The sequence below is a fragment of the Streptomyces finlayi genome (assembly GCF_014216315.1).
In the GTDB taxonomy this organism is placed as follows: Bacteria; Actinomycetota; Actinomycetes; order Streptomycetales; family Streptomycetaceae; genus Streptomyces; species Streptomyces finlayi_A.
In genome coordinates, this window is sequence record NZ_CP045702.1 from 2714678 (window position 1) to 2738896 (window position 24219).

The window sequence follows — 24219 nt, forward strand, 5'->3', positions numbered from 1 at the left end:
CGTCGAGGTATGACACTCGACCTCGACGCCTATTTCGCCCGCATCGGCTGGACCGGGGAGCGCAGGCCCACCCTGGAGGTGCTGCGGTCCGTGCACCGGGCCCACATGCTCGGGATCCCGTTCGAGAATCTGGACCCGGTCCGCGGTTCCGCTCCCTCGCTCGCCCTGGAGGACCTGGAGGCGAAGCTCGTCCGTGGTGACCGCGGTGGGTACTGCTACGAGCACAACACCCTCTTCGCCGCCGTCCTGACCCAGCTGGGATTCGACGTGACGCTGCTCGCCGCCCGAGTGGTGCTGGGGGCCGCTCCCGGTGACATCCGGCCACGTACGCACATGCTGATGGAGGTGGAGGTGGAGGACGAGCCCGCCCCGTATCTGGCCGATGTCGGCTTCGGGGCCAGTGGCGCGCTGCTGGAGCCGATCCCGCTGGTGGCGGACATCGAGTTGCACGACACCCCGCGCCACCACCGGCTCGTACACGCCCCGCACGTCGGGCCGCTGGAGATGTGGGAGCTCCAGACGGAGAAGAGCGGGGTCTGGGAGCCGCAGTACGTGTTCACCCGGGAGCCGTTCGAGGCGCCGGACTACGAGGTCATCAACTGGCACGTCGCGACCGACCCGCGCTCCCCGTTCAGCCGGGCCGTGTACGCGCAGCGGACCACGCCCCTGGCCCATCTGGCGCTCTCGGGCCTCGACCTCGTCGAGACGGCGGCCGACGGCACGGTCAAGGAGCGGCAGCTGGCGGATTCCGCCGAGGTGCTGCGCGTGCTGGCGGACGACTTCGCGATCCGGCTCCCGGAAGGCACCCGCCTGCCGGAGTAGGACCTCGGCTCCGGAACCCGCGTGGCGCATCTCACCCGGGCCCGCCCGCCGGGCCCGGGACACCCGAATTCCAAGCCGTGACGCCGCCCCGGCCGGGCTTCCGACGGTCCGGGGCGGCGGGCGGTCTGCCGATGGAAGACGGGCCGCGCCCCGGGAGCACCCCGATGGGGGGAACGGGCGGGAATCTCCGCGCACCCGGCGAAACACGGTCGTAAGCTCGCAGACATGCAGGTCATCCAGTCCACGAAGCTCTCCGGCGTCTGTTACGAAATCCGGGGTCCGGTGCTCGAGGAGGCGATGCGGCTGGAAGCAGCAGGTCACCGCATCCTCAAGCTCAACACCGGCAACCCCGCCGCGTTCGGATTCGAGTGCCCGCCCGAGATTCTCGAAGACATACTGCGCAACCTCTCCGGGGCGCACGGCTACGGCGACGCGAAGGGCCTGCTGTCGGCGCGCCGCGCGGTGGTGCAGCACTACCAGACCAAGGCGATCGACCTCGACGTCGAGGACGTCTACCTCGGCAACGGCGTCTCCGAGCTGATCCAGATGTCGATGCAGGCGCTGCTCGACGACGGCGACGAGGTGCTCGTACCCGCTCCGGACTATCCGCTGTGGACCGCCTCGGTCTCCCTGGCCGGCGGCACGGCTGTGCACTACCGGTGCGACGAGCAGGCGGACTGGATGCCCGACCTCGCCGACATCGAGCGGAAGATCACCGACCGCACCAAGGCCCTGGTGATCATCAACCCGAACAACCCGACCGGCGCGGTGTACGACGACGAGATGCTGCGCGGGCTGACGGAGATCGCCCGGCGCCACCAGTTGGTCGTCTGCTCCGACGAGATCTACGACCGCATCCTGTACGACGGCGCGACGCACACCCCGACGGCCGCGATCGCCCCCGATCTGATGGTGCTGACCTTCAACGGGCTGTCGAAGAACTACCGGGTCGCCGGTTTCCGGTCCGGCTGGCTGGCGGTCTGCGGCCCGAAGGCGCACGCCTCCTCGTACATCGAGGGGCTGACGATCCTCGCCAACATGCGGCTGTGCGCCAACATGCCCTCGCAGCACGCGGTGGCCACGGCGCTCGGCGGCCGTCAGTCGATCAACGATCTGGTGCTGCCGGGCGGGCGGATCCTGGAGCAGCGGGACGTGGCGTACGACCTGCTGACGCAGATCCCCGGGGTGACGTGCGTGAAGCCCAAGGGGGCGCTGTACCTCTTCCCCCGGCTGGACCCGAAGGTCTACAAGATCAAGGACGACCGGCAGATGGTGCTGGATCTGCTGCGGGCCGAGAAGATCATGGTGGTGCACGGCACGGGGTTCAACTGGCCCGAACCCGATCACTTCCGGATCGTGACGCTGCCGCCGACGAAGGACCTGGTCGCCGCGGTGACCAGGATCGGGAACTTCCTTGACGGCTACAGCCAGCCGTAGGGCCTGCCGGTCCACCTGCCGGTCGACGCTTTACCGGATCAGGCACAACTTTAGACTGAATCCAAGCTAGGATGGTTCCACGGCGACACCAGGAGGCCATCCCATGTACGAACCGATCCGCACCAAATCGGTCCACACGACGGCCGACGACGCCGACTTCCCGCACCGCACGCGGGAGGAGGAGCTGGACATCCAGCTCGCCGGACACCTGGCCGCGCTACTCGCCGTGACCGACGAACTGGGCCTCGGCCCCGCCGGTGACGCCATCGCCGAACAGGTCGCCCGGCTGCGCGGGGCGCCGCCGGCGCGCCACGCGGGCCTGACCGAAGCGGCTCCGGCCGCACTGCACCGGCGCGCGCACGCGCTCGCGGGCCGTGCGCTCGTGGTGGCCGCGTCCCGTGCGGACACGGCGGCGGCGATCCTCGCGGCCGAGCGCATGGACGCACACGCCGCGGCGGCCGCCACCCCCTCGCGCCTCGTCGGCGTCCACTGACGGCCCCGGTCCACGGGCCTTCGGGGCTCGCGGACCGGGTGTCACCACTTGATCGACCCGGGCGGGTACCGGGGTTCGGCCTGCCGGACTACCGGCGTACGCGGATCACCGCCGACGCCGTGCGCGGGCAGTGCCGAGACATCTGCAACCGAGTCCCCCACAGGCCCTGTTGGTGCCCACGCACACAGCGGGGCGCCTTGTGAGGGCCACACGACAGGCGTGAAGGTCTCGTGCGCGCGTCGGCGGTGACTCTCGGGCATTCCGCCCGAAAAGAGGCGGCCCCCGGAAGCGGTGAGGGCTTCCGGGGGCCGGGCCGCGGCGGGCCGTCGGCCCCACAGGTCAGGGCGGATGTCCGGAGGCCCGGCCGCGGGGGTCGTGCACGGGGCGGCACCCGAGGGCGCCGCCCCGGTGGGGCGTCAGCCGAGGCGCTGAACCAGCGCGCGGTACTCGTCCCACAGCTCCTTGGGAGCGTGGTCGCCGAAGGTGTTGAGGTGCTCGGGAACCAGTGCGGCCTCCTCGCGCCAGACCTCCTTGTCCACCTTGAGCAGGAAGTCCAGGTCGGACTCGGAGAGGTCCAGGCCCTTGGTGTCGAGAGCACCCTTGGCCGGCACGATGCCGATCGGGGTCTCGACGCCCTCCGCCTGGCCGTTGAGGCGCTCGACGATCCACTTCAGGACGCGGCTGTTCTCACCGAAGCCGGGCCACACGAACTTGCCCGCCTCGTTCTTGCGGAACCAGTTCACGTAGTAGATCTTCGGGAGCTTCGACTGGTCGGGCTTGTCCGCGCCGACCTTGACCCAGTGGGCCATGTAGTCGCCCATGTTGTAGCCGCAGAACGGCAGCATGGCGAACGGGTCGCGGCGCAGCTCGCCGACCTTGCCCTCGGCGGCGGCGGTCTTCTCGGAGGCGACGTTGGCCCCGAGGAAGACACCGTGCTGCCAGTTGAAGGACTCGGTGACCAGCGGCACGGCCGAGGCACGGCGGCCACCGAAGAGGATCGCCGAGATCGGCACGCCCTTCGGGTCCTCCCACTCGGGCGCGATGATCGGGCACTGCCCGGCCGGCACGGTGAAGCGGGAGTTGGGGTGGGCGGCGGGGACGCCGGACTCGGGGGTCCAGTCGTTGCCCTTCCAGTCCGTGAGGTGCGCGGGCGGCTCCTCGGTCATGCCCTCCCACCACACGTCGCCGTCGTCCGTGAGTGCGACGTTCGTGAAGACGGAGTTGCCGTACATCGTCTTCATGGCGTTGGCGTTGGTGTGCTCACCCGTGCCCGGCGCGACACCGAAGAAGCCGGCCTCGGGGTTGATCGCGTACAGCTGGCCGTCCTCGCCGAAACGCATCCAGGCGATGTCGTCACCGATGGTCTCGACGGTCCAGCCGTCGATCGTCGGCTCCAGCATGGCGAGGTTCGTCTTGCCGCAGGCGGAGGGGAAGGCCGCCGTGACGTACTTCGGCTCGCCCTGCGGCGGCGTCAGCTTGAGGATCAGCATGTGCTCGGCGAGCCAGCCCTCGTCACGCGCCATGACGGAGGCGATGCGCAGCGCGTAGCACTTCTTGCCGAGCAGGGCGTTGCCGCCGTAGCCGGAGCCGTAGGACCAGATCTCGCGGTCCTCGGGGAAGTGCGAGATGTACTTGGTGGTGTTGCACGGCCACGGCACGTCGGCCTCGCCATCGGCGAGCGGCGCACCGAGGGTGTGGACGGCCTTGACGAAGAAGCCGTCGTCCCCGAGCTCGTTCAGGACGGCCTGTCCCATGCGGGTCATGGTGCGCATGGAGACGGCGACGTACGCGGAGTCGGTGATCTCGACACCGATCGCGGAGAGCGGCGAGCCGACGGGGCCCATGCAGAACGGGACGACGTACATGGTGCGGCCGCGCATGGAGCCGCGGAAGACGCCGTTCTCACCGGTGAAGACGTCCCGCATCTCGGCGGGGGCCTTCCAGTGGTTGGTCGGGCCCGCGTCCTCCTCCTTCTCGGAGCAGATGTACGTGCGGTCCTCGACGCGGGCGACATCGCTCGGGTCGGACGCGGCGTAGTACGAGTTCGGGCGCTTGGCCTCGTTCAGCTTGGTGAAGGTTCCCTTGGCGACGAGCTCGTCGCACAGGCGCTCGTACTCCGCCTCGGAACCGTCGCACCAGACCACCCGGTCCGGCTCGGTGAGAGCTGCGATCTCGTCGACCCAGGAGATGAGCTCCTGGTGGTTGGTGGGAACAGTGAGGGGAGCCGCGATGTCGCGCGCCACGATCGCTCCTTGTCGAGGGTGTCTGCTGGTAGGCCCCGTGGGGGCTGCGACCCGGATGCTGACCCCTTCGAATTCCCATGGCGCTCATCCGGTGCCGACCGCACTCATTTGATCATCCGACTCTTGCGCCCATATGTCCAGGGGGCCGCACACGTGAGCATCGCCACTCCTTACCGTTACCTACGGAAGCGTAGGTAACATGCCGTTATGACTGCCGCCGACGCTGCCGCCGCGCCCGTGATCGCCGAGCCCTACTCCATGCAGGTGAAGCCACGGCTGCGTGGCTGGCTGCACGCCGGGATGTTCCCGGCGGCCCTGATCGCCGGAATCGTCCTCATCGCACTGGCCGACGGCACCCGTGCCCGGGTCGCCTGCACCGTCTTCGTGCTGAGCGCCTGCCTGCTGTTCGGCGTCAGCGCGATCTACCACCGCGGCACCTGGGGGCCGCGCGGTGAAGCGGTGCTCCGCAGGCTCGACCACGCCAATATCTTTTTGATCATCGCGGGCACCTATACCCCGCTGACCCTGCTTCTCCTCCCCGATTCCACCGGGCGGCCCCTTCTCTGGGCGGTATGGGTGGCAGCGGTGGCGGGAATCGCGTTCCGGGTGTTCTGGGTCGGCGCCCCCCGCTGGCTCTACACCCCGTGCTACATCGCGATGGGCTGGGCCGCGGTCTTCTTCCTGCCGGACTTCATGCGCACGGGCGGCATCGCCGTCCTCGTGCTCGTCGTGGTCGGAGGGGTCCTCTACAGCGCGGGCGGCGTCATCTACGGGATCAAGCGGCCGAACCCCTCACCGCGCTGGTTCGGGTTCCACGAGGTCTTCCACTCGCTGACCCTCGCGGCCTTCATCGCGCACTACGTCGGCATCTCGCTGGTGGCCTACCGGCACGGGTGAGTTCCTTGTCCTCGTACGGGCCCCGGGGCCGGTACGAGGACCCTCGGATCTGCGCCTCCGCGGCTCAGCCGCCGAGCTTGCGCGCCAGCTCCGCCGCGTCCGCGGTCGGCGCGTCACAGACGAAGTGCCGGCAGACGTACGCCGTCGGCTCGCCGTCCACCAGCGGCCGGTCCACCAGCAGCGGGAACTCCGCACCCGCCGCCGGGCCCTCGCCCGCCGCCACCACCGCGCCCGGTGCCCGGCCCAGCAGTGCGGTCCGGTGCAGCTCCCCGCCGACCGGCCCGGCGACCGCGATCTCGCGCGGCCCGTCCAGCAGTGCCTCGGCCACCGCCAGCCCCCAGCCGATGAAGCGGGGCGCACGCGGGCCCAGCGCCTTCACGACACCCAGCGCGCCTTCGGCGGCCGTGCGGTGCGCCTCCGACCCGGTGTGGGCCGCGTAGGAGAGCAGGGCGCCCGCCGCCGCCGTCCAGCCGGCCGGGGTGGCGCTGTCCGTGGGGTCCTGCGGCCGGCGGATCAGCTGCTCGGCGTCGTCGGCCGTGTCGTACAGCTGTCCGCCCTCACCGGTGAAGCGCTCCAGCACGATGTCGAGCAGGAAGCCCGCGAACTCCAGCCACACGCCTTCGCCGGTGACGGCGGCCAGCGCGAGGAATCCCTCCGCCACATCGCCGTAGTCCTCCAGCACTCCGGCGTGCCCGCCCACGCGCCCGTCCCTGGAGGTCCGTGACAGCCGGGCCACCTCGCCCATGTGTACCCGGACGAGCAGGTCGGCGGCCTCGGTGGCCCGCTCGATGAGGTCGGGCCGCTCGAAGTACGCCCCCGTCTCGGCGAGCGCGGCGATCACCAGGCCGTTCCAGGCGGCGACGACCTTGTCGTCGCGCCCCGGACGCGCCCTCTTCCCACGAGCCGCCAGCAGCCGCGCCCGCACTCCGGCGACCCGCGCCTGGTCCGCCTCCGCCTCGGTCCGCGGCAGCTGGAGGACGGAGGAGCCCTCCTCGAAGGTGCCCTCCTCGGTGACCCCGAAGTACTCCGCGGCGAACGCGGCGTCCTCCTCCCCCAGGACCTCGCGCAGTTGTCCGGCCGTCCACACGTAGTAGGCGCCCTCGACATGGCTGCCGTCCTCGGCCTCGCTGTCCGCGTCCAGTGCCGAGGCGTAGCCGCCCTCCGCCGTACGCAGCTCGCGCACCATGAAGTCGGCGGTCTCCAACGCGATCCTGCGTGCCACATCGGAGCCGGTGGCCCGCCACACGTGGGCGTACACCCGGCAGAGCAGCGCGTTGTCGTACAGCATCTTCTCGAAGTGCGGTACGAGGGCTCCGCCCGGCCGCGGGCGCAGCACGTACCGGTGGAAGCCGCCACCCAGCTGGTCGAAGAGGCTGGAGCGCGCCATGGCGTCACAGATGCCCTCGGCCATCTCCAGGGCCCCGTCGGACCCCGTCCGCGCGTGGTGCCGCAGCAGGAACTCGATCGCCATGCTCGGCGGGAACTTGGTGTCGCCACCGCCGAGCCAGCCGCTCTCCGTGTCGTACTCCCGGGTGATCCCGAGCAGGGCCTGCGCGAGCTCGGCCTCGCCGGGGACCCCGTCGCCCGCGCCGGACACCAGCTCGCGCGCCGCCAGATCACGGGTGATCTTCTCCGCGACCTCCCCGACCTCCTCGCGCCGGTCCGTCCACGCGCTGTGGACGCCGTCGAGCACCTGCCGGAAGGAGGGCAGACCGTGCCGGGGTGCGGGCGGGAAGTACGTACCGAAGTAGAAGGGCTCGCCGTCCGGTGTCATGAATACGGACATGGGCCAGCCGCCCTGCCCGGTCGCCGCCTGCACGGCCTCCATGTAGACGGCGTCCACGTCGGGGCGTTCCTCGCGGTCCACCTTCACCGAGACGAAGTGCTCGTTCATGTAGGCCGCGGTGGTCTCGTCCTCGAAGCTCTCGTGGGCGAGCACATGGCACCAGTGGCACGAGCTGTATCCGACGCTCAGGAACACCGGCACGTTGCGCCGGCGGGCTTCCTCGAAGGCGGCGGGTTCCCACTGCCACCAGTCGACGGGGTTGTTCGCGTGCTGGAGGAGGTAAGGCGAGGTCGCGCCAGCCAACCGGTTCATACGACCCAGCCTCTCACAACGCCCGGCCCCGCCCGGCGAAGCCGACGCGGACGCTGCCGCGCCCGGCCGGATCTCGCCTGAGCGCCCTCACCCGGTGGGCGACGGGCTCTCCACCTCGGCGGTCACCCCTCGGTCACCTTCGCGGCGAACGCGTCGAGGTTCGCCGCCATGCGGGCGACGCGCTCCTCCACGGTGAGCGACTCCTCGTAACGCCCGGCCCGCAGCTTCGCCTGCCGCTTGCCCCGTACGTACAGCGGGCAGGCCAGGTCGGCGCAGATGTAGATGCCGACCGTGTTGCCCTCACGGCCCTTCGTACCCGCCAACGGGGCGGCGAGCAGGGAGACTCCGGAGGAGGCGTGTCCCGTCAGGCAGATCTGGCAGAGGCTGGACTTCACGGCGCTGGTACGCCGCACGGAGGGGACGCGCAGCGAGAAGCTCAGCGGCCCGTCCGCGCGCGGCAGCACGATATGGGCCCGGAGCGGGGCCCCGGGATCGACCCAGCCGAGGAAGTCCAGGTCCCTCCAGGGCAGTTCACCGAAATCGAGCGGCAGCCTGAGCCGCGCCGCCTCGCCCTTGGTGCAGTTCACGAAGGACGACCTGATGTCTTTCTCACTGAGCGGTTCCACGGGCGTCGACGTTACGTGGCCGGTAAACGCATCGCATCCCCGTATTCGCCGCCCCCTCCTCGCGCCGATCGGCATGACGACGGGGATTCGGGGAAGGCGTCTGCGCAAACTGACCTAGGGGGACGCATGCGGGACAGTCATCGGGCCGAAGCCGAAAGGCTGTTGGTGCGCGCTGTGGAGGAAGAGGCACGCCGGACCGGCGGCCGGAGCGACTCCGGTGCGCTGGTGGCGCGTGCGCGGGGCGCGCTCGACACCATGGCGGCCGGCGCGGGCGAGGAGTACGCCGCGTACGTGCAGGCGCTCGACGCGGCGGCCGCCGGGCAGCAGCCGCTGTCCCAGCGGTTCAGCCGGGCGACGCTGGGAACGCCCCTGCTGGTCACGGGCGTCGCGGCGGCCGCCGCCGTCGGAGCCGACCTCGCGCTCGGCACCGCCACCGGCCTGGCCGTCGGCGCGGGCGCGGTCGTCGCCGTGGCGGGTGCCGCGGCCACCGTCGCCAAGGTGACCGCCTCGCACTGGCCCGCCGCCCACCGCAGGGCAGGCGCCCTGAACCAGCCGGGCGGGCCCGAACAGCTGCGGCTCCAGTGGCTGGCGGCGCTGGAGGTACGCGGCATCCGTCCGTTCCTCGACCAGCAGCGGATGCTCAGCGCCTCCGCCCGCCCCCCGAAGAAGGCCTCCGCCTCCGTCGTGTCGCAGCTGCGCGGTACGGACCGCAGCGCGGCAGCCCGTACCCGGTCGCTCCTGCAACATTCCTTCGCGCAACTCCCAGACGGCGAAGGCCCGTTCGCGGGCCGCCGTACCGAGCTGGCACAGATCGCCCAGTGGGTCCGCACGGCCCGCGCGGCCACGGAGACCAGACCGACGGTCGTCGTGCTCCACGGAGCGCCCGGCACGGGGCGCACCGCACTGGCCGTACGGGCGGCGCACGCCCTCAAGGACCAGTTCCGGGGCGCGTGCGTGGTCGACCTGCGCGGCGACGTGGCCGGCGAGACGCCCCTGCCGACCCGCGACGCCCTGCTGCACCTGCTGAACCGGCTGGGTGCCCCCCGTGAACAGCTGCTCTTCCGCGAACGGGCCTCTGCCGAACAGCAGGTGCGGCGGCTCAGCGAGCTCTACCACCAGCACCTCACCGGCACACCCGTCACGATCGTGCTCGACGACGCCACCGACGCCGCCCAGGTACGGACCCTCCTGCCGGAGCGTTCCGACAGCCTGGTGCTCGTCACCGCCCGCGAACCGCTCGACCTGCCCGGCTCCGTCCCCGCCTGGGTGCACCAGCTACCCGTCGGCGGTCTGGACGCGGCGGGCGCCGAGGAACTGCTGCGCGAGGTGGCCGACGAGGAGGAGGGCCGGCCGTACGACCACCCGTCCACGAACCGCGTCGTCGAGTTGTGCGGCGGGCTGCCGCTGGCCCTGCGCATGGCGGGCTCGTCGCTCGGCACCCGTACGCGCGGCGCCCTCGCCGCCGACCTCGGCGCCTACGGGCCCGTCGCACCGGCCGAGCGGGCCATGTGGCTGCGTTACACCGACCAGTCCGAGCAGGCGAGACGGCTGCTGCGGCGGCTCGCTCTCGCGGGCCGGGCGAGCCTGGGCGCGGCGGCGGCCGCCGCGCTGCTGGCCACCGACGAGCAGCAGGCCGAGCGGCTGCTGTCCGCACTCGCCCGGTCCGGTCTCCTCTCCCACGTACGCGGCTCGCGCTACCGGCTGCACGATCTCGTACGGGGCTTCGCCCTGGCACGCCTGCTCGACGAGGAGGAACCGGCCGAGCGCACGACCGCCCAGGAGCGGCTGATCCAGAGTTACGCGGAGCTCGCGGACGCGGTGATCCGCATGGTCGACGGCAAGATGTCCACTCGTGCCGGGCAGTTCGGCGCCCACGGATTCAGCTCGCTGGACGCCGCCCTGCGCTGGCTGGACGACGAATCGAGCTTCATCACCTCGGCGCTGCGGCACGCGGAGGACGTCGACCAGGGCGCGGTGCTCCACCTCCTCGGCGCGCTGTGCGACTACTGCCTGCTGCGCGGCGATCTCTACCGGCTCGGCGAGATCAGCGAGCTGACCCAGGCCGTGGACAAGGGGCTCCTGGAACGGTCCGTCCAGTGGCGTACGGGCATCGCGGCCAGGCAGCTCGGCGAGCTCGACAAGGCCCGCACCACGCTGTCCTCCGTCGTCGGCCTGTACCGCGAGGCCCAGAACGACGCGGGCGCGGCACTGGCCCTCTGCTCGCTGGGCATCACCCTGCACCACCAGGGCAATCTCACGGAGGCGTCGGCGCGGCTGCGTGAGGCGCTCGCCATGCAGGCGTCCGAGGAGCAGGCCGAGGACCGGGCGTGGTCCCTGCACGCCCTGGCGGCGGTCGAGCGGGACCGGGCCAATCTGGCGGAGGCCCTCACCCTGCTCGACATGGCGCTGCGGCTGCACCGGGCGGGCGAGTCCCTGCACGGCGAGGCATGGTCGCACTTCCAGCTCGGCCAGGTCTGCCTGCGCATGGGCGAGGTGGCGCGGGCGGAGGACGAGCTGCGGACCGCGCTCGACCTCTACGGGCGCACCCGGGACGAACGCGGTACGGCCTGGGCCCTGACCCAGCTGGCCCGCGCCCGGCTCCTGGACGGCGACCCCGCGCCCGCGGTGGAGCAGTTGCGCCTGGCCCTGTCGCGGCACCGGGACAACGAGGACGCGCGGGGCGAGGCGTGGACGCGGTACTACCTGGGCCAGGCACTGGAGGAGACCGGCGACACCGACGAGGCGGTACGTGAGCTGGAACTGGCGCGCACGATGTTCTCCCGGATGCGCGACGTCTACGGGCTGGCGTGCGCCCGTCACCACTCGGGGCGGGTGACCCGCGACCAGCGGGCGGCGCGCACCGGCAACCTCCGCAACTCGGGCTTCGCCCGGCAGCTCCTGGTGGACGCGAGGGCGGACTTCCGGCGTATCGGTGTCGCCCACGGGGAGGGGTGGACCTGTCTGGAGCTGGCACTGATCGACGCGGGCAACAGCAGGGCGGGGCAGGCGCTGGCGCTGTGCGACGAGGCGGTCGGGCTGTTCACCTCGTACGGGGACGACCGCGGCGCCGACTGGGCCCGCTTCCTGCGGTGCACGCTGCTGCCGTACGCGTCGCCGGGCGGCAGTGAGGTGGGGACCGCGGTGGCGCAGCAGGAACTGGCGGAGCTGCTGGCCTCGGGGCACCCCCGGCGGGACCCGAAGGTGGAGGACTGCGCGGAGTCGTTCGCCGTGATCCTGAACCGGGGGGTGGACCTCGAGGACGGCTGGCAGGCGTGGCGCCTGGGCCTGACACCGGCCCGGCACGCGCGGGAGGTCATGGGCGTTCCGCTGGGCGGGGCCGTGTGATCGGGGGTGTCCTCGAACGCCGGACGGGCCGGCCCGGGGTGCGGCGGCCCATGGCTGCCCCGTGGCTGCCCCTGGGGGGTGACCAAGGGGCCCCCGGGTACGAGTGCGGCACCCCTGGCATCTGTCCGTGCCCGTGCCACCGGGGGTGCGGATGGCCGCGATACGTGGGGGCCCGCCCGGCCCACCACGGGCCGGGCGGGTGCGCCTACTTGCCGGTGCCGGTCCGGGTGGAGCCCGAGACCGCCGGTTCCGTGTCCGGCTCCGGCTCCTCCTCGAAGTCGACCTTGCCCATGTGGCGGTTCATCGACTTCATCAGCAGCCAGACAGCCACGGCGAGGGCCGCGAAGACGAGGAAGCCGAGGACTCCGGGAGTCACCTTGTTGTCGTCGACCTCCTTGGCGAGAGGGACGAGGTGGGTCAGTGCCTGGGTCGCGTACATATCAGGCATTGTCGCGGATGCCCGCGAAGAGGTCGCTCTCGGGGAGGGAGGTATCGACCAGAGACTTCGCCAGCTCGTACTCCTCGGTCGGCCAGACCTCGCGCTGGACGTCCATCGGAACGCGGAACCAGCCGCCCTCCGGGTCGATCTGCGTCGCGTGCGCGATCAGTGCCTTGTCACGGATCTCGAAGAACTCGTCACACGGGACGAACGTGGTCAGCGTCCGCTCCTCGCGTACGAACTCCTTCCAGCGCTCCAGCCACTCGCCGTACGGGGACTCCAGCCCCCGGGCCAGCAGCGCCTCGTGGAGGGCGACCGTGCGCGGCCGGTTGAAGCCCTGGTTGTAGTAGAGCTTCTGCGGCGTCCACGCCGGGCCGAACGCCGGCTCGGGGAACCGCTCGGTGTCCGAGGCCCCGTCGAACGCGATCATCGTGATCGTGTGGGTCTTGATGTGGTCGGGGTGCGGGTACCCCCCGTTCTCGTCGTACGTGGTGACGACCTGCGGCCGGAACGCACGGATCTTCGCGACGAGACGCCCCGCCGCCGTCTCGTCGTCCTCCAGTGCGAAGCAGCCCTCGGGCAGCGGCGGCAGTGGGTCGCCCTCCGGCAGACCCGAGTCGACGAAGCCGAGCCACTCCTGCTCGACACCCAGGATCTCCCGGGCCTCGTCCATTTCCTTCTTGCGTACCTCGTGGATGTTCTCCTCGATGTACGCGTCCCCCTGGAGCTTCGGATTCAGGATGGAGCCCCGTTCGCCCCCGGTGCAGGTCACGACCAGCACGTCCACCCCCTCGGACACGTACTTGGCCATGGTGGCGGCGCCCTTGCTCGACTCGTCGTCGGGGTGGGCGTGCACGGCCATCAGGCGCAGCTGCTCAGTCAAGACTCGATCCTCAGTAATTGGTCGCCAACAGGGTGCCGTCCCACAGGGACGTCGATGCCGGGGTGGCGGTCGGGTGGCGGGTGGGCGGCTTCTATAGTGACCGAACCGGGGGGCGGAAAATTCCTCGATCCCCGGCACGGGAGGAACGATCATGACTGCGGTACGCGAGGCGGGACCCGACGGGCGCTACGGCCGGTCCGAGGACCAGCGCGCCGACCGCAAGCTCAAGATCACCGGTGCCGTCCTGGGCGCCGCGCTGGTGGGTGTGATCGTCTGGATCGGAGTCGACTACGTCGGCGGCCAGGGGATCAGCGCCGAGCTCATCAAGTCCAAGGTCGTCTCGGACGACCGGGCCGAGGCCCATCTCGAAGTCCGTAAGGACCGGGACGGCGGCGGTTACTGCACGCTGCGCGCGCTGAGCGAGGACGGCAACGAGGTCGCTCGTAAGGATTTCCGCTTCGACGAGCGCACGGACCGGATCGACGAGGTCGTCTCCCTGCGTACGACGGCGAGGGCCACCGCGGTCGAGCTGATGGCCTGCACCGCGGACGGCGGGGCGTCGCGCTGACCGGCCGGTCCGGCTCGTATGCGATTTACCTTCTCCCCCTTTTCCTGGGGAATTGTTAGGCTCGTGGTTTCGCCCACCCGTGGACGCACATGCTTCTGGGTAGGGCGATGCTTTGTATTCCCAGTACCGACGAGGAGCACCCTGTGACCCAGACCAGCGACAACGTCACCTGGCTCACGCCGGAGGCGTACAACCAGCTCAAGGCCGAGCTGGACCACCTGTCGGGTCCCGCGCGCACGGAGATCACCGTAAAGATCGCGGCGGCCCGTGAGGAAGGTGACCTCCGGGAGAACGGCGGGTACCACGCGGCCAAGGAGGAGCAGGGCAAGATGGAGCTCCGGGTGCGCCAGCTGACGCAGCTCCTGGAGCACGCCAAGGTCGGCGAGGCCCCTGCCGACGACGGCGTCGTCGAGCCCGGCATGATCGTGACGATCGCCTTCGACGGTGACCCGGACGACACCCTGGAGTTCCTGCTCGCCTCCCGCGAGTACGCGAGCTCGGACCTCGAGACGTACTCTCCGCAGTCCCCGCTCGGCACGGGCGTCAACGGCAAGCGGATGGGCGAGGACGCGGAGTACGAGCTGCCGAACGGCAAGATCGCCAGGGTGAAGATTCTCGCGGCGAAGCCCTACAAGGGCTGAGCTGCCCTCATCCGAAAGAAGTGGGCCCCGGCCGTGCGTGCACGGCCGGGGCCCACCGGTATGTCCGGGGTCAGACGGTCGCCGAGCGGTACTTGCGGACGGCGAGGGTCCGGAACACCAGGATGATCACGACGGACCAGAGCAGGGACGCCAGGACCGGGTGCTGCATCGGCCAGGCGTCGGACGGCGACACGCCAGGGTTGCCGAACAGTTCACGGCACGCCTGCACGGTCGCGCTGAACGGGTTCCACTCCGCGATCGGCTGGAGCCAGCCCGCCATGTTCTCGGTGGGCACGAAGGCGTTCGAAATGAAGGTGACCGGGAACAGCCAGATGAGACCGCCCGAGGTGGCCGCTTCCGGGGTCCGGACGGACAGCCCGATCAGGGCGCCGATCCACGAAAAGGCGTAGCCGAGCAGGAGCAGGAGGGCGAAGGCCCCCAGAGCCTTGGGGATGCCCTCATGGATGCGCCAGCCGACGAGCAGGGCCACGATCGTGAGCACGATGACGGTGAGCGTGGTCTGTACGAGGTCGGCCAGAGTACGGCCGGTGAGCACCGCGCCCCGTGCCATCGGCAGGGAGCGGAACCGGTCGATGAGCCCCTTGTGCATGTCGTCCGCGATGCCGGCGCCCGCGCCCGCCGTGGCGAAGGTGACGGTCTGGGCGAAGATGCCCGCCATCAGGAATTCCCGGTACTCGGCGGCGCTGGTCGAGCCGCCGATCACCATCGATCCGCCGAAGACGTAGCTGAACAGCACCACGAACATGACCGGCTGGATGAGCCCGAAGAGAACCATCTCCGGGAAGCTGATCCAGCCATGTCGTCACTCTTGCAGCTCGCGCCATCGCCGTGTTCTCCCAGGTCAGAGGCGGTGAACTCCGGGTCGACCGCCCCGGTCACCAGCATGTGAGGCAGCCGGTAGGAGGGCGGCACAGGCACAGCCGGGAAGCCCTTCAGCGCCTCCAGGGCGGCTTGGTACTCCCCCGTGCTCTGCCAGTGGTGCACGCGCCGGTACAGCGTCGTGTAGCCCCGTCCATCGATCCTTTCGGACCCGCTGTACTCGTTCCACGGCTTCGCGGTGCGCAGCTTCTCCAGCATCACGTCGAAGGCGCCGCGTACGTCCTTCCACTGCCGAGTCCCCGACAGGATGTTCTTGACCTTGTCCCACATCTCGTCCGTCAGGTCGGTGGGGACCGGGGTGCCGGTCTCGCGGTGCCACTCGGTGATCGGGTCGACCAGGCCCTTGTGCCGGGGCACTCCCTTGTCGGTGATGTGCACCTGGATGTCGAGCAGGTCCATCAGGTCGAGCTTCTGCGTCATGGTGAAGTCGCGGGCGGTGTCGATGTTCTCCACGGCCTTGAGGAGATCCCTAGCGCGGTCCTCCTGAGCCTCCGCCTCCTCCAACCACTCGGCGACGCGCTCCTTCTCCTCTGCCAGCTCGTCTTCCTGGGCCGTCAGCTCCGCCTTCAGCTCCTCGACCAGCTTCGCGTCGTCCTGGTCGAAGTCGTCCTCATCCACCGAAGCGAGGAGCAGGGCGATCTTCTTCTTACGCACCTTGCGCTTCTTCTCGATCTGCACGTCCAGCTCGGACAGGCGGCGGCGGTAGGACGCGGCACGGTCGGGGACGGTGCCCAGCCAGCCCTCTACCAGCTCATACAGCTTGGCCTTGTTGTTCAGCAGGCCCTCGATCTCGGACCAGACAGCGGCGTCGACCTCTTCGACCGGCAGTTCCCAGCAGTCCTCGTGTCGGTCGGTGAGCTGGTTGCCCTGCCTTCCGGCCATGCACCGGTAGTAGCGGCCTGCCGTGTTGATGGCACGGCCTTCCGTGACAGACGCGCCGGTCCGGTGGGCGCCACACACGGAGATCAGGCGGTTGGAGAGCAGGTACTTCGAGGCCGCCGCGCTCCGCGTACGGGAGGAGCGCTTCAGGTAGGCGAGCACGGCTTCCGCGCGCTCGTCATCCAGAGCCTTGGGGACGTCGATGCGGAAGGTGGTGGTGATCTCCTCGCCGTCCTCGTTCTGGCCGGCGAAGTTGAACTCGACGTAGCCCTTCAGGCTGGCCTTAATCCGGCCCGAGAGGTTGCCGCCCTCCCAAGGCTTGCCCTGTCGGGTGAGGAAGCCCTTCGAGTTCAGGTGGCGGGCCGCATCCTCGCGGGTCACGGGCTCAGGCGAGTCAAGGACGTAGTCGGCGAAGGCTTCGACCTGCTTGACCTCGGCCGGGTTCAGGACGGGCTCGCCGTCCTCGTCGAGCTTCACGCCGAAGGGGGGCTCGCCCAGCGGCCAGCCACCGGCCGCGAGCTTCGCCATCCGGCCGCCCATGGTCCGCTCAAGGATCAAGGCGTGCTCGACCTCGGCCATGTAGGCAAGAAGGGAGAGCTGGATGCCGAACATGTCGTCGTTGGAGTCGAGGCGGCCATCCGCGGTGACGATCCGGACGCCCTTGTCGCTGACGTCGTAGACCCAGCGGTGGATGTTCTTCATCGTGCGGCCGATGCGGTCCAGCTTGCCGAAGATCACCAGGTCGATCTCACCGGCCATGATGTCGTCAGTCATGCGGTCGACATCTTCGCGGTTAGCCAGCTTGCCGGACACACCACCGTCCACGTATAGGTCGACTATCACGTGCGGGATGTGACGGAGGTAGGCGGAGAGCCAGTTGCGACACTGCTCCTCCTGCGCCTTCAGGCCGTAGCCTTCGAGCTGCTGAGCCGTGGAAACGCGCAGGTAGATAGCTACCCGAACGACGTTCTGAAAGGTCTTCTGTCGAGGCAGGGTCCGCCGCACCATCACATGCTCCTTAAATACACGAAACCCCCGAGCACCAGCTCGGGGGTCTTGCGCTGTGTGTAAGTATGAGTGTAAGTCGTTCAGTCTTGCTTGGGCAACGAGCTAATCAGCAAGCGTGCAAGTCGTGCTCGCTCAGCCTCTGACCACTCGACCTTCCGCCACCTGGATGAAGTACTCACGGAGCCACCCGCCCATGCTTTTCGAAAGCGGCGTGAGTCACGGGCATCTGCTCGGCGAAGTGGGCCTCCATCTGCTCGGCCACCATCTCGATCTCCCGGAGCGGGAAGCTCGGGACCTTCGAGTTCTCCTTGCTCGTCCGCAGGCTGAGGAAGTGCATCAGCGAGCGGGCGTTACAGGTGGCGAAGAACGAGGTGTAGATGCCGACCGGCAGGACGTTGCGCGCTACCTCGCGGGCGATGCCGGCGCGAAGCTGGACCTGGTACGAGGACCAGGCGTGACGGTAAGACTCCTTCGCCACACCCGAGGCGACCATCCACTGAAGGTCAGTGCCGGCCTCGAAGGTGTAGGCGCCGGGCTTGCCCGTCTGGACCAGCTTCCGTTCAGGCGGCGGCAGGTAGAACACGGGGTTCAGCTCTTTGTAGCGCCCGGACTCTTCGTTGTAGCTCCAGCCCGCCCGGTGACGGAAGAACTCCCTCGCTACGAAGATCGGCGACTCGATGTAGAAGCTGAACGAGTTGTGCTCGAACGGGCTCCCGTGCCGGTCCCGCATCAGGAAGTTGATCAGGCCCTTGGTCGAGCCTTGCGCGTCTACGGCCTCCGCTCCGAGCGTGCTCACTCTCGCGGCCTGGGTGACGTCGTAGTCCATGGCGCTGGTGCGTACGGCCTTGACGGTGACATCTGAGCGGGTGGTGATCACGGTGCGACGTCCTTCGTGTGGTGTGCGGCGGGAGTCTTGAGGGCCGGCGCCTGAGCGGGCGAGGCGAGAAGCAGAACGAACAGCAGGGCAAGGGCAAGGACCGTGGAGACCCAACAGGAGCTCCGTCCGACTATCACACTCATGCCGCGAGCACCTCTTCGTAGGCGCGGCGGGACATGCTCGTCATGTGCCACGCGCTGAAGTCGCACTCGTAGACGCGGCCCTCGACCTTCAGGCCGCGGCGCGTGCCCCTGACGTCAGCCCGGCGGGTCCGCTTCGCCTGCGCCCGGCCCATGGCCTTCTCGGCTTCGCCTCGGGAGTCGAACCCGCGCTTCTGGCCGCAGTTGCAGGGCGTCCAGTCGACAGTCTTGAAGCTCATCTCGGTCGTGCTCCTTACTTCTTGCTCTTGGTCTTCGGTGCGTCCTTCACGAACTTGTCGCAGGCGCATCCGTCGAGGTGGCACTGGCCACGACTGGCACCTACCGATGAGTGCATGAACGGGGGGTGGCCGCACTGCGGGTTGTAGCAGTAGCCGGGCCAGCCGGCCTTTCCGTCGTGGTTGGCGAGGGCGATGCCCGAGGACGTCAGGGGGATGACTCGCCCCGTACCGCCGAAGCTCATCTTCTTGGCGAAGGCTTCCGCTTCAGCGGTGGAACCGAAGGGCCCGTAATTCAGGCCCTTCGATCCGTCCGCCCATCGGTGCGTGAGGACCCAGAGGTCTCGCATCTGGAGGATCGCCCCCATCTCCTTCAGCAGGGCCTTGGCCATCTGGTCGGGAGACTCGAAGGTCGGGTCCACCAGGATGTCGACGACCGCCTGGTACTCGTGCTTCCGAGGGGTGATCCTCATGCAGTGCACTCGGGGCAGGAGTGGCGCGGCTTGTTCGGGTGGCTCGGGCAGATCACCGTCACCTCGTAGGTGTGGCCCTCACCTTCGGGGTCCTCGCGCATCTCCTGCGCGATCCCCTCCCCGATCCGCCGGCCGGCCTCGCCGTGCAGCCGGTCATAGAAGCACTCGCCATCCTCGAAGACGCCATACTCGACGCTCACTTGCCGTTCCCCTCTCAGTAAGTACGTCTATCACACTCAGGCCGGCAGGAGCGCGGTCAGCTTGCCGAGCAGCTCCACCAGGTCTTCGCGGCCGGCGTGCCCGTAGTCGTCCACCGTCTCGTCGTACGCGGGGAGGTCCGAGTCAAGGACGTCGCCCTCCTCGTCCTGGAAGGTAGCGATCACGCGCTCACGCTCAGCCTCACGGGCCTGGTAGGTGTCGACGAGGGCCTTGATCTGCTCGGCCAGCCCGTGCTCGTTGTGGCTGATCTGCTGGCGGATGGCCTGGTACAGGTTCTCGATGGCGCTCACTTCAGGGGTTCCTCTCGATGACGCGCGCTCCGTAGCGGCGCGTGTTGACGTAGGTCCAGGTGTTCCAGGTGGTACCGGCCGGCTTGGCGGCGTCGGTCCAGTTGCCTGCCGCATCCTTGCGGCGGACGCTCCCCCGCTTGTCGAGGATCTCGATGGCCGATCCGGCGGGGAGAGCGTCGAGGTCAGCGATCCGCTCGACGTGAGTCACTCTATCACACTCAGGCCGCAGCGTTGTAGCGATCTGCCAGCGTGGTGACGCCCAGCAGCCGGTCACGCAGGTCTTCCAGCGTGCCGTCGTTCATCAGGGTGGCGTCGAACTTCCAGTTCCGGAGACCGATCTCCGAGACGTACGGAAGGCCGTGCTGATCCTTCGCGGGCCCGACTCCGGGGCGGTCGATCCAGATGACCACGCCACCGCGGCTTTGGATGGCTCGCGCCTCGTTGGGGAAGCGGACGTCACTCACGACCAGGGCCTCACGCTCGGGCTCGTGGTCGTTGAAGAGGGCGTTCACCCAGACATCTTCGCCCAGCGTCACGCGGCCGGCGTCGGACCCGGTGGTGTGCAGCAGGCGCCGCACCTCGGGGAACTTCTCCTTCGCTCCCTCCCACCCGTACGCGGCGATCAGGTTCACGAGGCGGTAGGGCGGGGTGTCGGGGTGGGCCGGGACGAGGGGGTTCTGGCGGATCAGGAAGTCCTTCAGCCGGTCGGCGAAGGCGTCCCGCCTCCAGCCTCCCTCGACGAGGGCCTGGGCCGCCGAGTCCTTGCCGGACCGGGCGAAGCCCGCGAGTCCTACCAGTAGCGCGTCAGTCATCGGTCACACACCTGCCAGTTCTTCAAGCTCGATCGGGGACAGGTCCACGTACGGCTCACCGCCGAGCGTCACCTGAAGGTGGGAGATCCGGACGCAGAGCTTCTCTCCACAGGTTGGGGAAACTCGCGTGCCCTTCGGCAGCTCGCCGAACGCTATGAGCCAGGCGACCCGGCCGGCGGTCTGGTTGTAGCCGTCGTAGCTGAGCTGGCCCAGGCCACTGCTCTTGCAGATGCCGCCGGTCCAGAGCCAGTGATCGTTGGTCCGGCTGACCCCGGACCAGAACTTCTCTTCGTCGGTCGAGCCCTCCAGGAACCTCGGGGCCGCGACCTCGGCCACCCGGATGTACTCCCGGATCGGGATGTCCTTACCGACGTGGCCCCATCGGGCGATGCGGGTCTTGTGCGCCATGCACAGCCCGACCTTGGTCCGGGCCTCGTTCTTGCACTGCACGCCCTGGCTGCTGGTCACGTAGCACTTCACTGTTGCGGTCCTCTCACGTGGGGCGGAGCTGAGCGGGTGCCAGGGACTCGAACGCCTGGTGTCTGCCGGTAACCCTTGTCGCACTATCACACCGAGATCAGGAAGTCTCGCGGAATCCGTCGAAGCACTGGATGTACGAGGTGTCGCCGACCTTGGCCCAGCACAGCCGGTGCCCGAAGACCTCGCCCCAGTTCTCCCAGCCGGCCGCCTTCTTGGCGCGGGCGAACTTCGTACGGGCGGCCTCGTTGTTCAGCTTCGGGTTGAGGTAGACCACCTGACCCTTGGCGGTCACGTAGTACGAGTAGCCCTTGCCGTTGCCGCGCTTCGCCGCGTCCCAGTAGCAGTTGACCGAGCTGCTGTCGTCGTCCTTGCAAGCCTTGGTCGGGAGCTTCGAGAGAGGGGCCGCGGTGGAGGCCAGGACAACTTCGGCCGGCCCCGCCGTGATGGAAGTCGTGGGCTTCGGGGATTCAGCCAGGGTGCTTGCGAGGGAGGCGACGACGAGAGAGGCGGCGGCGGCGATGATGACGGCGATCTTCATGGTTCAGTCCTTCTGGGTGGTCAGGCTGGGGAGGTTGATGGCGCCGGTACGCGGCGGCTGCCAGCGGGGCGGCAACTGGTACCGGTAGGCGGTCAGGATGGGAACCTCGTGCGGCTCGGCCACCTTGTTGTCGACCGCTACGCGGTAGACCTCGGCGAACTGGGCGACTGCCCGCTTGACGATCTCGCTGTAGGTCAGGCCCGTGGGGGCGAGGGTCTCGATGGCTCGGGCCAGTTCGGCATCGACTCGTGCGGCGAGCTGCTTCGGTGCGGTCACAGCCAGTCCACCTCAAGCACCAGCGGGGTGATGTCGCCGTCCTCGTCGATCAGGCCCCGGTCGATCAGGGCTCGGGCCGTCCGCCCGTAGTCACCCTGGAGGGTCCACGCCATGCCGCTCTTGATCAGCGTGGCGAACAGGTCCATCGCGTCGTCGCTGTCCAGCTCGCCCGACTCGTAGCTGATCATGTCGATGACCAGCTCTCCCATGCGACTCATCAGATTCCTTACGTATGGTGGTGGGGCGGGACGGGGCCGACTTCACTTCGGCCCCGCCCCGTACTGCGGGTGTCAGGTCAGACGGCGAGCGGCGCGGGGATGCGTGCTTCCCACTGACGCGCCCGGTGCTCCTCCTTGGCCGCCTCCTCGCGGAGACTGCGGGCCTTGCTGAGGGCGCGGTCCCGCTCGTTCTCGAAGAGGTAGCGGGCGCTTACGAGCTGCCAGTCCGGGTGGTCCGCCTCGAAGCGGTTCAGCGCTTCTCGCTCGATCTCGCCCAGCACGCCGTACGCCTTGGCTTCGTACTTGACCCGGCCGCCCTGGTCGTTGCGGTATCCACCTCGGTACGAGGACTCGGTCGACCAGTGCATCGTCAGGCGCTTCTCGCTGAGGCTGAGCCGCCCCTCTCCGTCCCGGAGGCGCTTCACCACGTGCTCGATGGCGTACTTGCGACCTCGGACCTTGACGAAGCCCAGGTTGGTGTCTCCCTCGAACTGCGGGTCGGTGCTGATCCAGACGCGCCCCTGGATCTCCTCGGCCGGCGAGCTGGAGCGGCCGTTGTACTGGGTGTAGGTCTTGCGCTCGGCCTGGCGGATCTGGATGTAGACCTTGCCGTCCGCGATCTCGTACTCGTACGTCTCACGCTGGTCGTCGGTCACGGTTCTCTCTTCTCTGTTGGTGGTTGCTACCTGCGTCGGATGGGTGGGTGCCCAGGACTCGAACCTGTGGTGTGTGCCGCTCACCCTGCCTGTCGTCACACTATCACGATGCACGACTTACACACTTAGGTCAGCCGAAGCGGACCTCTCCGAAGATGGCCACCTGGACGATGACGTCTGCCGTGCCCGCGTCGATGTGTCCGGCCTCGATGCCCTGCCAGTCCCTCTCAAGCCAGGACTGCACGATGTAGCCGTGGTACTCGCGGTTCACCAGCTCCTGATTCAGGTCCAGGAGCAGGGCGTACGCCCGGCGTATGTCGTCCTTGCTCAGGTAGTGCGTCTCACGGTCGGCCTCGAACCCCTCGGCGGCATCGACGATCGTGTACTCCTTGTCGAAGGGCAGGCCGGCGAATTCCGCGGGGGTCGGTTCGTCGGCCCAGTACGTGATCCCTCCGTACGAGGCGATGTCGATGATGGACTGGACGTTGTCGTCGGTCAGGGCTTCGGTCACGCGGTCGGTCAGGGTGGCGGTCATCGGGTCGCTCCAAGGGTGCGTGCGGCGGCGGGGTGGTGTTCGAACTCGTACTTCACGGTGCGGATGGTCTTGCGGTGCAGCGTCTCGGCCCTGCTCTTGCGCCGGTCGTTGCGGACGACCCGGTCATGCAGGCGGAACTTTGGGGTCATGCGGCGACCACCTGACGGAGTCGGACGGTGTCGGTCGTGGTGCGGTCGACGGTGTCGGTGTAGTACTCGTCCGGGGCCTCGGCGACCAGTTCCTCGGCGGCTTCTTCTGCCGCCTCCTTGTCGTCGGCCTCGACCTCGACCTCGTACTTGATCTCTTCGAGGACGGTCACTCGGTACCTGGGCATGGGGGTCTCCTTCAGGCGTGGGTGTGGGGGGCGACAGGGCGCCGGATCATGGCGTTCGTGGTGGTGTAGTCCTTGATCCGGCCGCCGTTCATGCTGAATCCGAACCGTCGGTAGAAGCCTCGAAGACGGTGCAGACCGGAGCCGAACTCTCGCGTCGGGGTGAGGGCCGCCGTCACGGCCTGCCTGTCGGCTTCCGCGATGAGCAGTTCCATCACTCGGGTGCCGAGGCCCTGCGACCGCAGGTCGCGCGGTACGACGATCTTCGAGAGGACGAGGTGGCCGACCGAGTCCACGTGAATCCACGTGGTGACCTCGGGTACCTCGGTGGCTATGCGCTCCCGCAGGGGGGCCAGCCAGTCGGGGTCAAGGTTGGTGTATCCGGGCTTGAGCATGGTCGTGCTTTCGGGTTGGGCGGGACGGGGCCGACTTCACTTCGGCCCCGCCCCTACGAGTGGTGGTTAGGCGATGGCTGCGAGGTGGCCCCGGATGTCGGCCTCGTTGAAGGGGCGGGGCGAGCGGTTGTCGCCGTCCTTCTCGACGTCGTACTCGTGGGCGTGGGTGTCGTCCCAGTCCTCGCCCTCGACGTGGCCCAGCAGCCACGTGACGGCCGCCTCTTCCTGGCCGGTCAGGTACAGGACTCGGGCGATGACGTCGGCCTCAGTGCAGGTGAACTTGGAGCCGGTGTCGTACGCGGTCATGCCGTCGCCGAACACGGTGGACAGCTCGGCTATGGCTGCGGGGGCGTTCTCGTGCAGGGTGATGCTCATGCTGTGTCTCTCCTGGGTTTCACTGCTCGCGGAGAGTCCGCGATGGTGGGCGCCGGGGACTCGAACCCCTGGGGTATGCCGTCCGCCCG

The 24219-nt window shown here is 69.1% G+C and carries 32 protein-coding genes; 7 read left to right on the plus strand and 25 right to left on the minus strand.

Annotation, left to right across the window (positions count from 1 at the left end; translation table 11 throughout):
* The first annotated feature begins 9 nt into the window (after positions 1-9).
* The 3 genes from F0344_RS12210 (at position 10) to F0344_RS12220 (ending at position 2752) form a co-directional block, all read left to right on the plus strand.
* Positions 10-822, plus strand: coding sequence for an arylamine N-acetyltransferase family protein (locus F0344_RS12210; RefSeq protein ID WP_185298808.1), 813 nt, complete (start codon positions 10-12; stop codon positions 820-822).
* A 225-nt stretch (positions 823-1047) separates the two neighbouring features.
* On the plus strand, positions 1048-2259 hold the full coding sequence (locus tag F0344_RS12215) for a pyridoxal phosphate-dependent aminotransferase (protein ID WP_185298809.1): 1212 nt from the start codon (positions 1048-1050) through the stop codon (positions 2257-2259).
* Positions 2260-2362: 103 nt separating this feature from the next.
* Positions 2363-2752 carry an SCO4983 family protein gene (locus tag F0344_RS12220; RefSeq protein ID WP_185298810.1) on the plus strand — a complete coding sequence of 130 codons (390 nt, stop codon included), beginning with the start codon at positions 2363-2365 and terminating at the stop codon, positions 2750-2752.
* A 416-nt stretch (positions 2753-3168) separates the two neighbouring features.
* Here the strand turns inward: F0344_RS12220 and F0344_RS12225 are convergent, their stop codons facing one another.
* Positions 3169-4995, minus strand: a complete 1827-nt coding sequence (locus tag F0344_RS12225; RefSeq protein WP_185298811.1) for a phosphoenolpyruvate carboxykinase (GTP) — start codon at positions 4993-4995, stop codon at positions 3169-3171.
* Positions 4996-5202: 207 nt separating this feature from the next.
* On the opposite strand from F0344_RS12225, the gene trhA reads away from it, so the two are divergent.
* Positions 5203-5892, plus strand: a complete 690-nt coding sequence (gene trhA, locus F0344_RS12230; protein ID WP_185298812.1) for a PAQR family membrane homeostasis protein TrhA — start codon at positions 5203-5205, stop codon at positions 5890-5892.
* A gap of 64 nt (positions 5893-5956) precedes the next feature.
* Here the strand turns inward: trhA and F0344_RS12235 are convergent, their stop codons facing one another.
* A complete protein-coding gene (locus tag F0344_RS12235; RefSeq protein WP_185298813.1) occupies positions 5957-7990 on the minus strand; it encodes a thioredoxin domain-containing protein in 2034 nt (677 codons plus the stop codon).
* A 122-nt stretch (positions 7991-8112) separates the two neighbouring features.
* Positions 8113-8616 carry an FBP domain-containing protein gene (locus F0344_RS12240; RefSeq protein WP_185298814.1) on the minus strand — a complete coding sequence of 168 codons (504 nt, stop codon included), beginning with the start codon at positions 8614-8616 and terminating at the stop codon, positions 8113-8115.
* Between the two features lie 126 nt (positions 8617-8742).
* Here F0344_RS12240 and F0344_RS12245 point away from each other — a divergent pair, with 126 nt between their 5' ends.
* Positions 8743-11961, plus strand: a complete 3219-nt coding sequence (locus F0344_RS12245) for a tetratricopeptide repeat protein (protein ID WP_185298815.1) — start codon at positions 8743-8745, stop codon at positions 11959-11961.
* Positions 11962-12166: 205 nt separating this feature from the next.
* Here F0344_RS12245 and F0344_RS12250 read toward each other — a convergent pair whose 3' ends face one another.
* Both F0344_RS12250 and mca read right to left on the minus strand, forming a co-directional pair.
* Positions 12167-12400: a hypothetical protein gene (locus F0344_RS12250; protein WP_185298816.1), complete on the minus strand. Its 234-nt coding sequence runs from the start codon at positions 12398-12400 to the stop codon at positions 12167-12169.
* A gap of 1 nt (position 12401) precedes the next feature.
* Entirely contained in the window at positions 12402-13283 is an 882-nt protein-coding gene (gene mca / locus F0344_RS12255; protein ID WP_185298817.1) for a mycothiol conjugate amidase Mca, read from the minus strand.
* A 151-nt stretch (positions 13284-13434) separates the two neighbouring features.
* Between mca and F0344_RS12260 the strand changes: the two genes are divergently transcribed.
* Together F0344_RS12260 and greA are read left to right on the plus strand one after the other, a co-directional pair.
* Positions 13435-13851 (plus strand): DUF4307 domain-containing protein, encoded by a 417-nt coding sequence (locus F0344_RS12260; protein WP_185298818.1) that lies wholly within the window; start codon positions 13435-13437, stop codon positions 13849-13851.
* A gap of 143 nt (positions 13852-13994) precedes the next feature.
* A complete protein-coding gene (gene greA, locus F0344_RS12265; protein ID WP_185298819.1) occupies positions 13995-14492 on the plus strand; it encodes a transcription elongation factor GreA in 498 nt (165 codons plus the stop codon).
* A 70-nt stretch (positions 14493-14562) separates the two neighbouring features.
* Here the strand turns inward: greA and F0344_RS12270 are convergent, their stop codons facing one another.
* The 20 genes from F0344_RS12270 to F0344_RS12365 all read right to left on the minus strand — a co-directional run bounded on the left by F0344_RS12270 (position 14563) and on the right by F0344_RS12365 (position 24130).
* Positions 14563-15288: an ABC transporter permease gene (locus F0344_RS12270; protein ID WP_185298820.1), complete on the minus strand. Its 726-nt coding sequence runs from the start codon at positions 15286-15288 to the stop codon at positions 14563-14565.
* The gene (locus tag F0344_RS36515) at positions 15213-17279 is read right to left on the minus strand and encodes a recombinase family protein (RefSeq protein WP_185298821.1); all 2067 of its coding nucleotides are present in this window, start codon (positions 17277-17279) and stop codon (positions 15213-15215) included. Before F0344_RS36515 ends, F0344_RS12270 begins: the two co-directional genes overlap by 76 nt.
* Positions 17280-17454: 175 nt before the next feature.
* Positions 17455-18156, minus strand: a complete 702-nt coding sequence (gene thyX, locus F0344_RS12280; RefSeq protein WP_185298822.1) for an FAD-dependent thymidylate synthase — start codon at positions 18154-18156, stop codon at positions 17455-17457.
* On the minus strand, positions 18153-18299 hold the full coding sequence (locus tag F0344_RS12285) for a hypothetical protein (protein ID WP_185298823.1): 147 nt from the start codon (positions 18297-18299) through the stop codon (positions 18153-18155). Before F0344_RS12285 ends, thyX begins: the two co-directional genes overlap by 4 nt.
* The gene (locus F0344_RS12290; RefSeq protein WP_185298824.1) at positions 18296-18535 is read right to left on the minus strand and encodes a hypothetical protein; all 240 of its coding nucleotides are present in this window, start codon (positions 18533-18535) and stop codon (positions 18296-18298) included. Before F0344_RS12290 ends, F0344_RS12285 begins: the two co-directional genes overlap by 4 nt.
* Positions 18536-18549: 14 nt before the next feature.
* Positions 18550-19005: a hypothetical protein gene (locus tag F0344_RS12295; RefSeq protein WP_185298825.1), complete on the minus strand. Its 456-nt coding sequence runs from the start codon at positions 19003-19005 to the stop codon at positions 18550-18552.
* Positions 19002-19205, minus strand: a complete 204-nt coding sequence (locus tag F0344_RS12300) for a hypothetical protein (protein WP_185298826.1) — start codon at positions 19203-19205, stop codon at positions 19002-19004. Before F0344_RS12300 ends, F0344_RS12295 begins: the two co-directional genes overlap by 4 nt.
* A gap of 36 nt (positions 19206-19241) precedes the next feature.
* On the minus strand, positions 19242-19514 hold the full coding sequence (locus F0344_RS12305) for a hypothetical protein (protein WP_185298827.1): 273 nt from the start codon (positions 19512-19514) through the stop codon (positions 19242-19244).
* A 1-nt stretch (position 19515) separates the two neighbouring features.
* Positions 19516-19722: a hypothetical protein gene (locus F0344_RS12310; RefSeq protein WP_185298828.1), complete on the minus strand. Its 207-nt coding sequence runs from the start codon at positions 19720-19722 to the stop codon at positions 19516-19518.
* 10 nt (positions 19723-19732) lie between these two features.
* Positions 19733-20326, minus strand: a complete 594-nt coding sequence (locus tag F0344_RS12315; RefSeq protein ID WP_185298829.1) for a deoxynucleotide monophosphate kinase family protein — start codon at positions 20324-20326, stop codon at positions 19733-19735.
* Between the two features lie 3 nt (positions 20327-20329).
* Positions 20330-20794 carry an HNH endonuclease gene (locus F0344_RS12320; RefSeq protein ID WP_219732128.1) on the minus strand — a complete coding sequence of 155 codons (465 nt, stop codon included), beginning with the start codon at positions 20792-20794 and terminating at the stop codon, positions 20330-20332.
* 109 nt (positions 20795-20903) lie between these two features.
* A complete protein-coding gene (locus F0344_RS12325; RefSeq protein WP_185298831.1) occupies positions 20904-21344 on the minus strand; it encodes a hypothetical protein in 441 nt (146 codons plus the stop codon).
* 3 nt (positions 21345-21347) lie between these two features.
* On the minus strand, positions 21348-21620 hold the full coding sequence (locus tag F0344_RS12330; RefSeq protein WP_185298832.1) for a hypothetical protein: 273 nt from the start codon (positions 21618-21620) through the stop codon (positions 21348-21350).
* Positions 21617-21838: a DUF7417 domain-containing protein gene (locus tag F0344_RS12335; RefSeq protein WP_185298833.1), complete on the minus strand. Its 222-nt coding sequence runs from the start codon at positions 21836-21838 to the stop codon at positions 21617-21619. The genes F0344_RS12330 and F0344_RS12335 overlap by 4 nt, the downstream gene beginning before the upstream one ends.
* A gap of 77 nt (positions 21839-21915) precedes the next feature.
* Positions 21916-22494 (minus strand): hypothetical protein, encoded by a 579-nt coding sequence (locus F0344_RS12340; RefSeq protein ID WP_185298834.1) that lies wholly within the window; start codon positions 22492-22494, stop codon positions 21916-21918.
* Positions 22495-22624: 130 nt separating this feature from the next.
* Positions 22625-23029: a hypothetical protein gene (locus F0344_RS12345; protein WP_185298835.1), complete on the minus strand. Its 405-nt coding sequence runs from the start codon at positions 23027-23029 to the stop codon at positions 22625-22627.
* Complete coding sequence (locus F0344_RS12350; protein WP_185298836.1) at positions 23026-23178, minus strand: hypothetical protein; 153 nt, start codon at positions 23176-23178, stop codon at positions 23026-23028. Before F0344_RS12350 ends, F0344_RS12345 begins: the two co-directional genes overlap by 4 nt.
* On the minus strand, positions 23175-23363 hold the full coding sequence (locus F0344_RS12355; RefSeq protein ID WP_185298837.1) for a hypothetical protein: 189 nt from the start codon (positions 23361-23363) through the stop codon (positions 23175-23177). The genes F0344_RS12350 and F0344_RS12355 overlap by 4 nt, the downstream gene beginning before the upstream one ends.
* Before the next feature lie 11 nt (positions 23364-23374).
* Positions 23375-23755, minus strand: a complete 381-nt coding sequence (locus F0344_RS12360) for a GNAT family N-acetyltransferase (RefSeq protein ID WP_185298838.1) — start codon at positions 23753-23755, stop codon at positions 23375-23377.
* A 66-nt stretch (positions 23756-23821) separates the two neighbouring features.
* Entirely contained in the window at positions 23822-24130 is a 309-nt protein-coding gene (locus F0344_RS12365; RefSeq protein WP_185298839.1) for a hypothetical protein, read from the minus strand.
* Positions 24131-24219 lie beyond the last annotated feature (89 nt).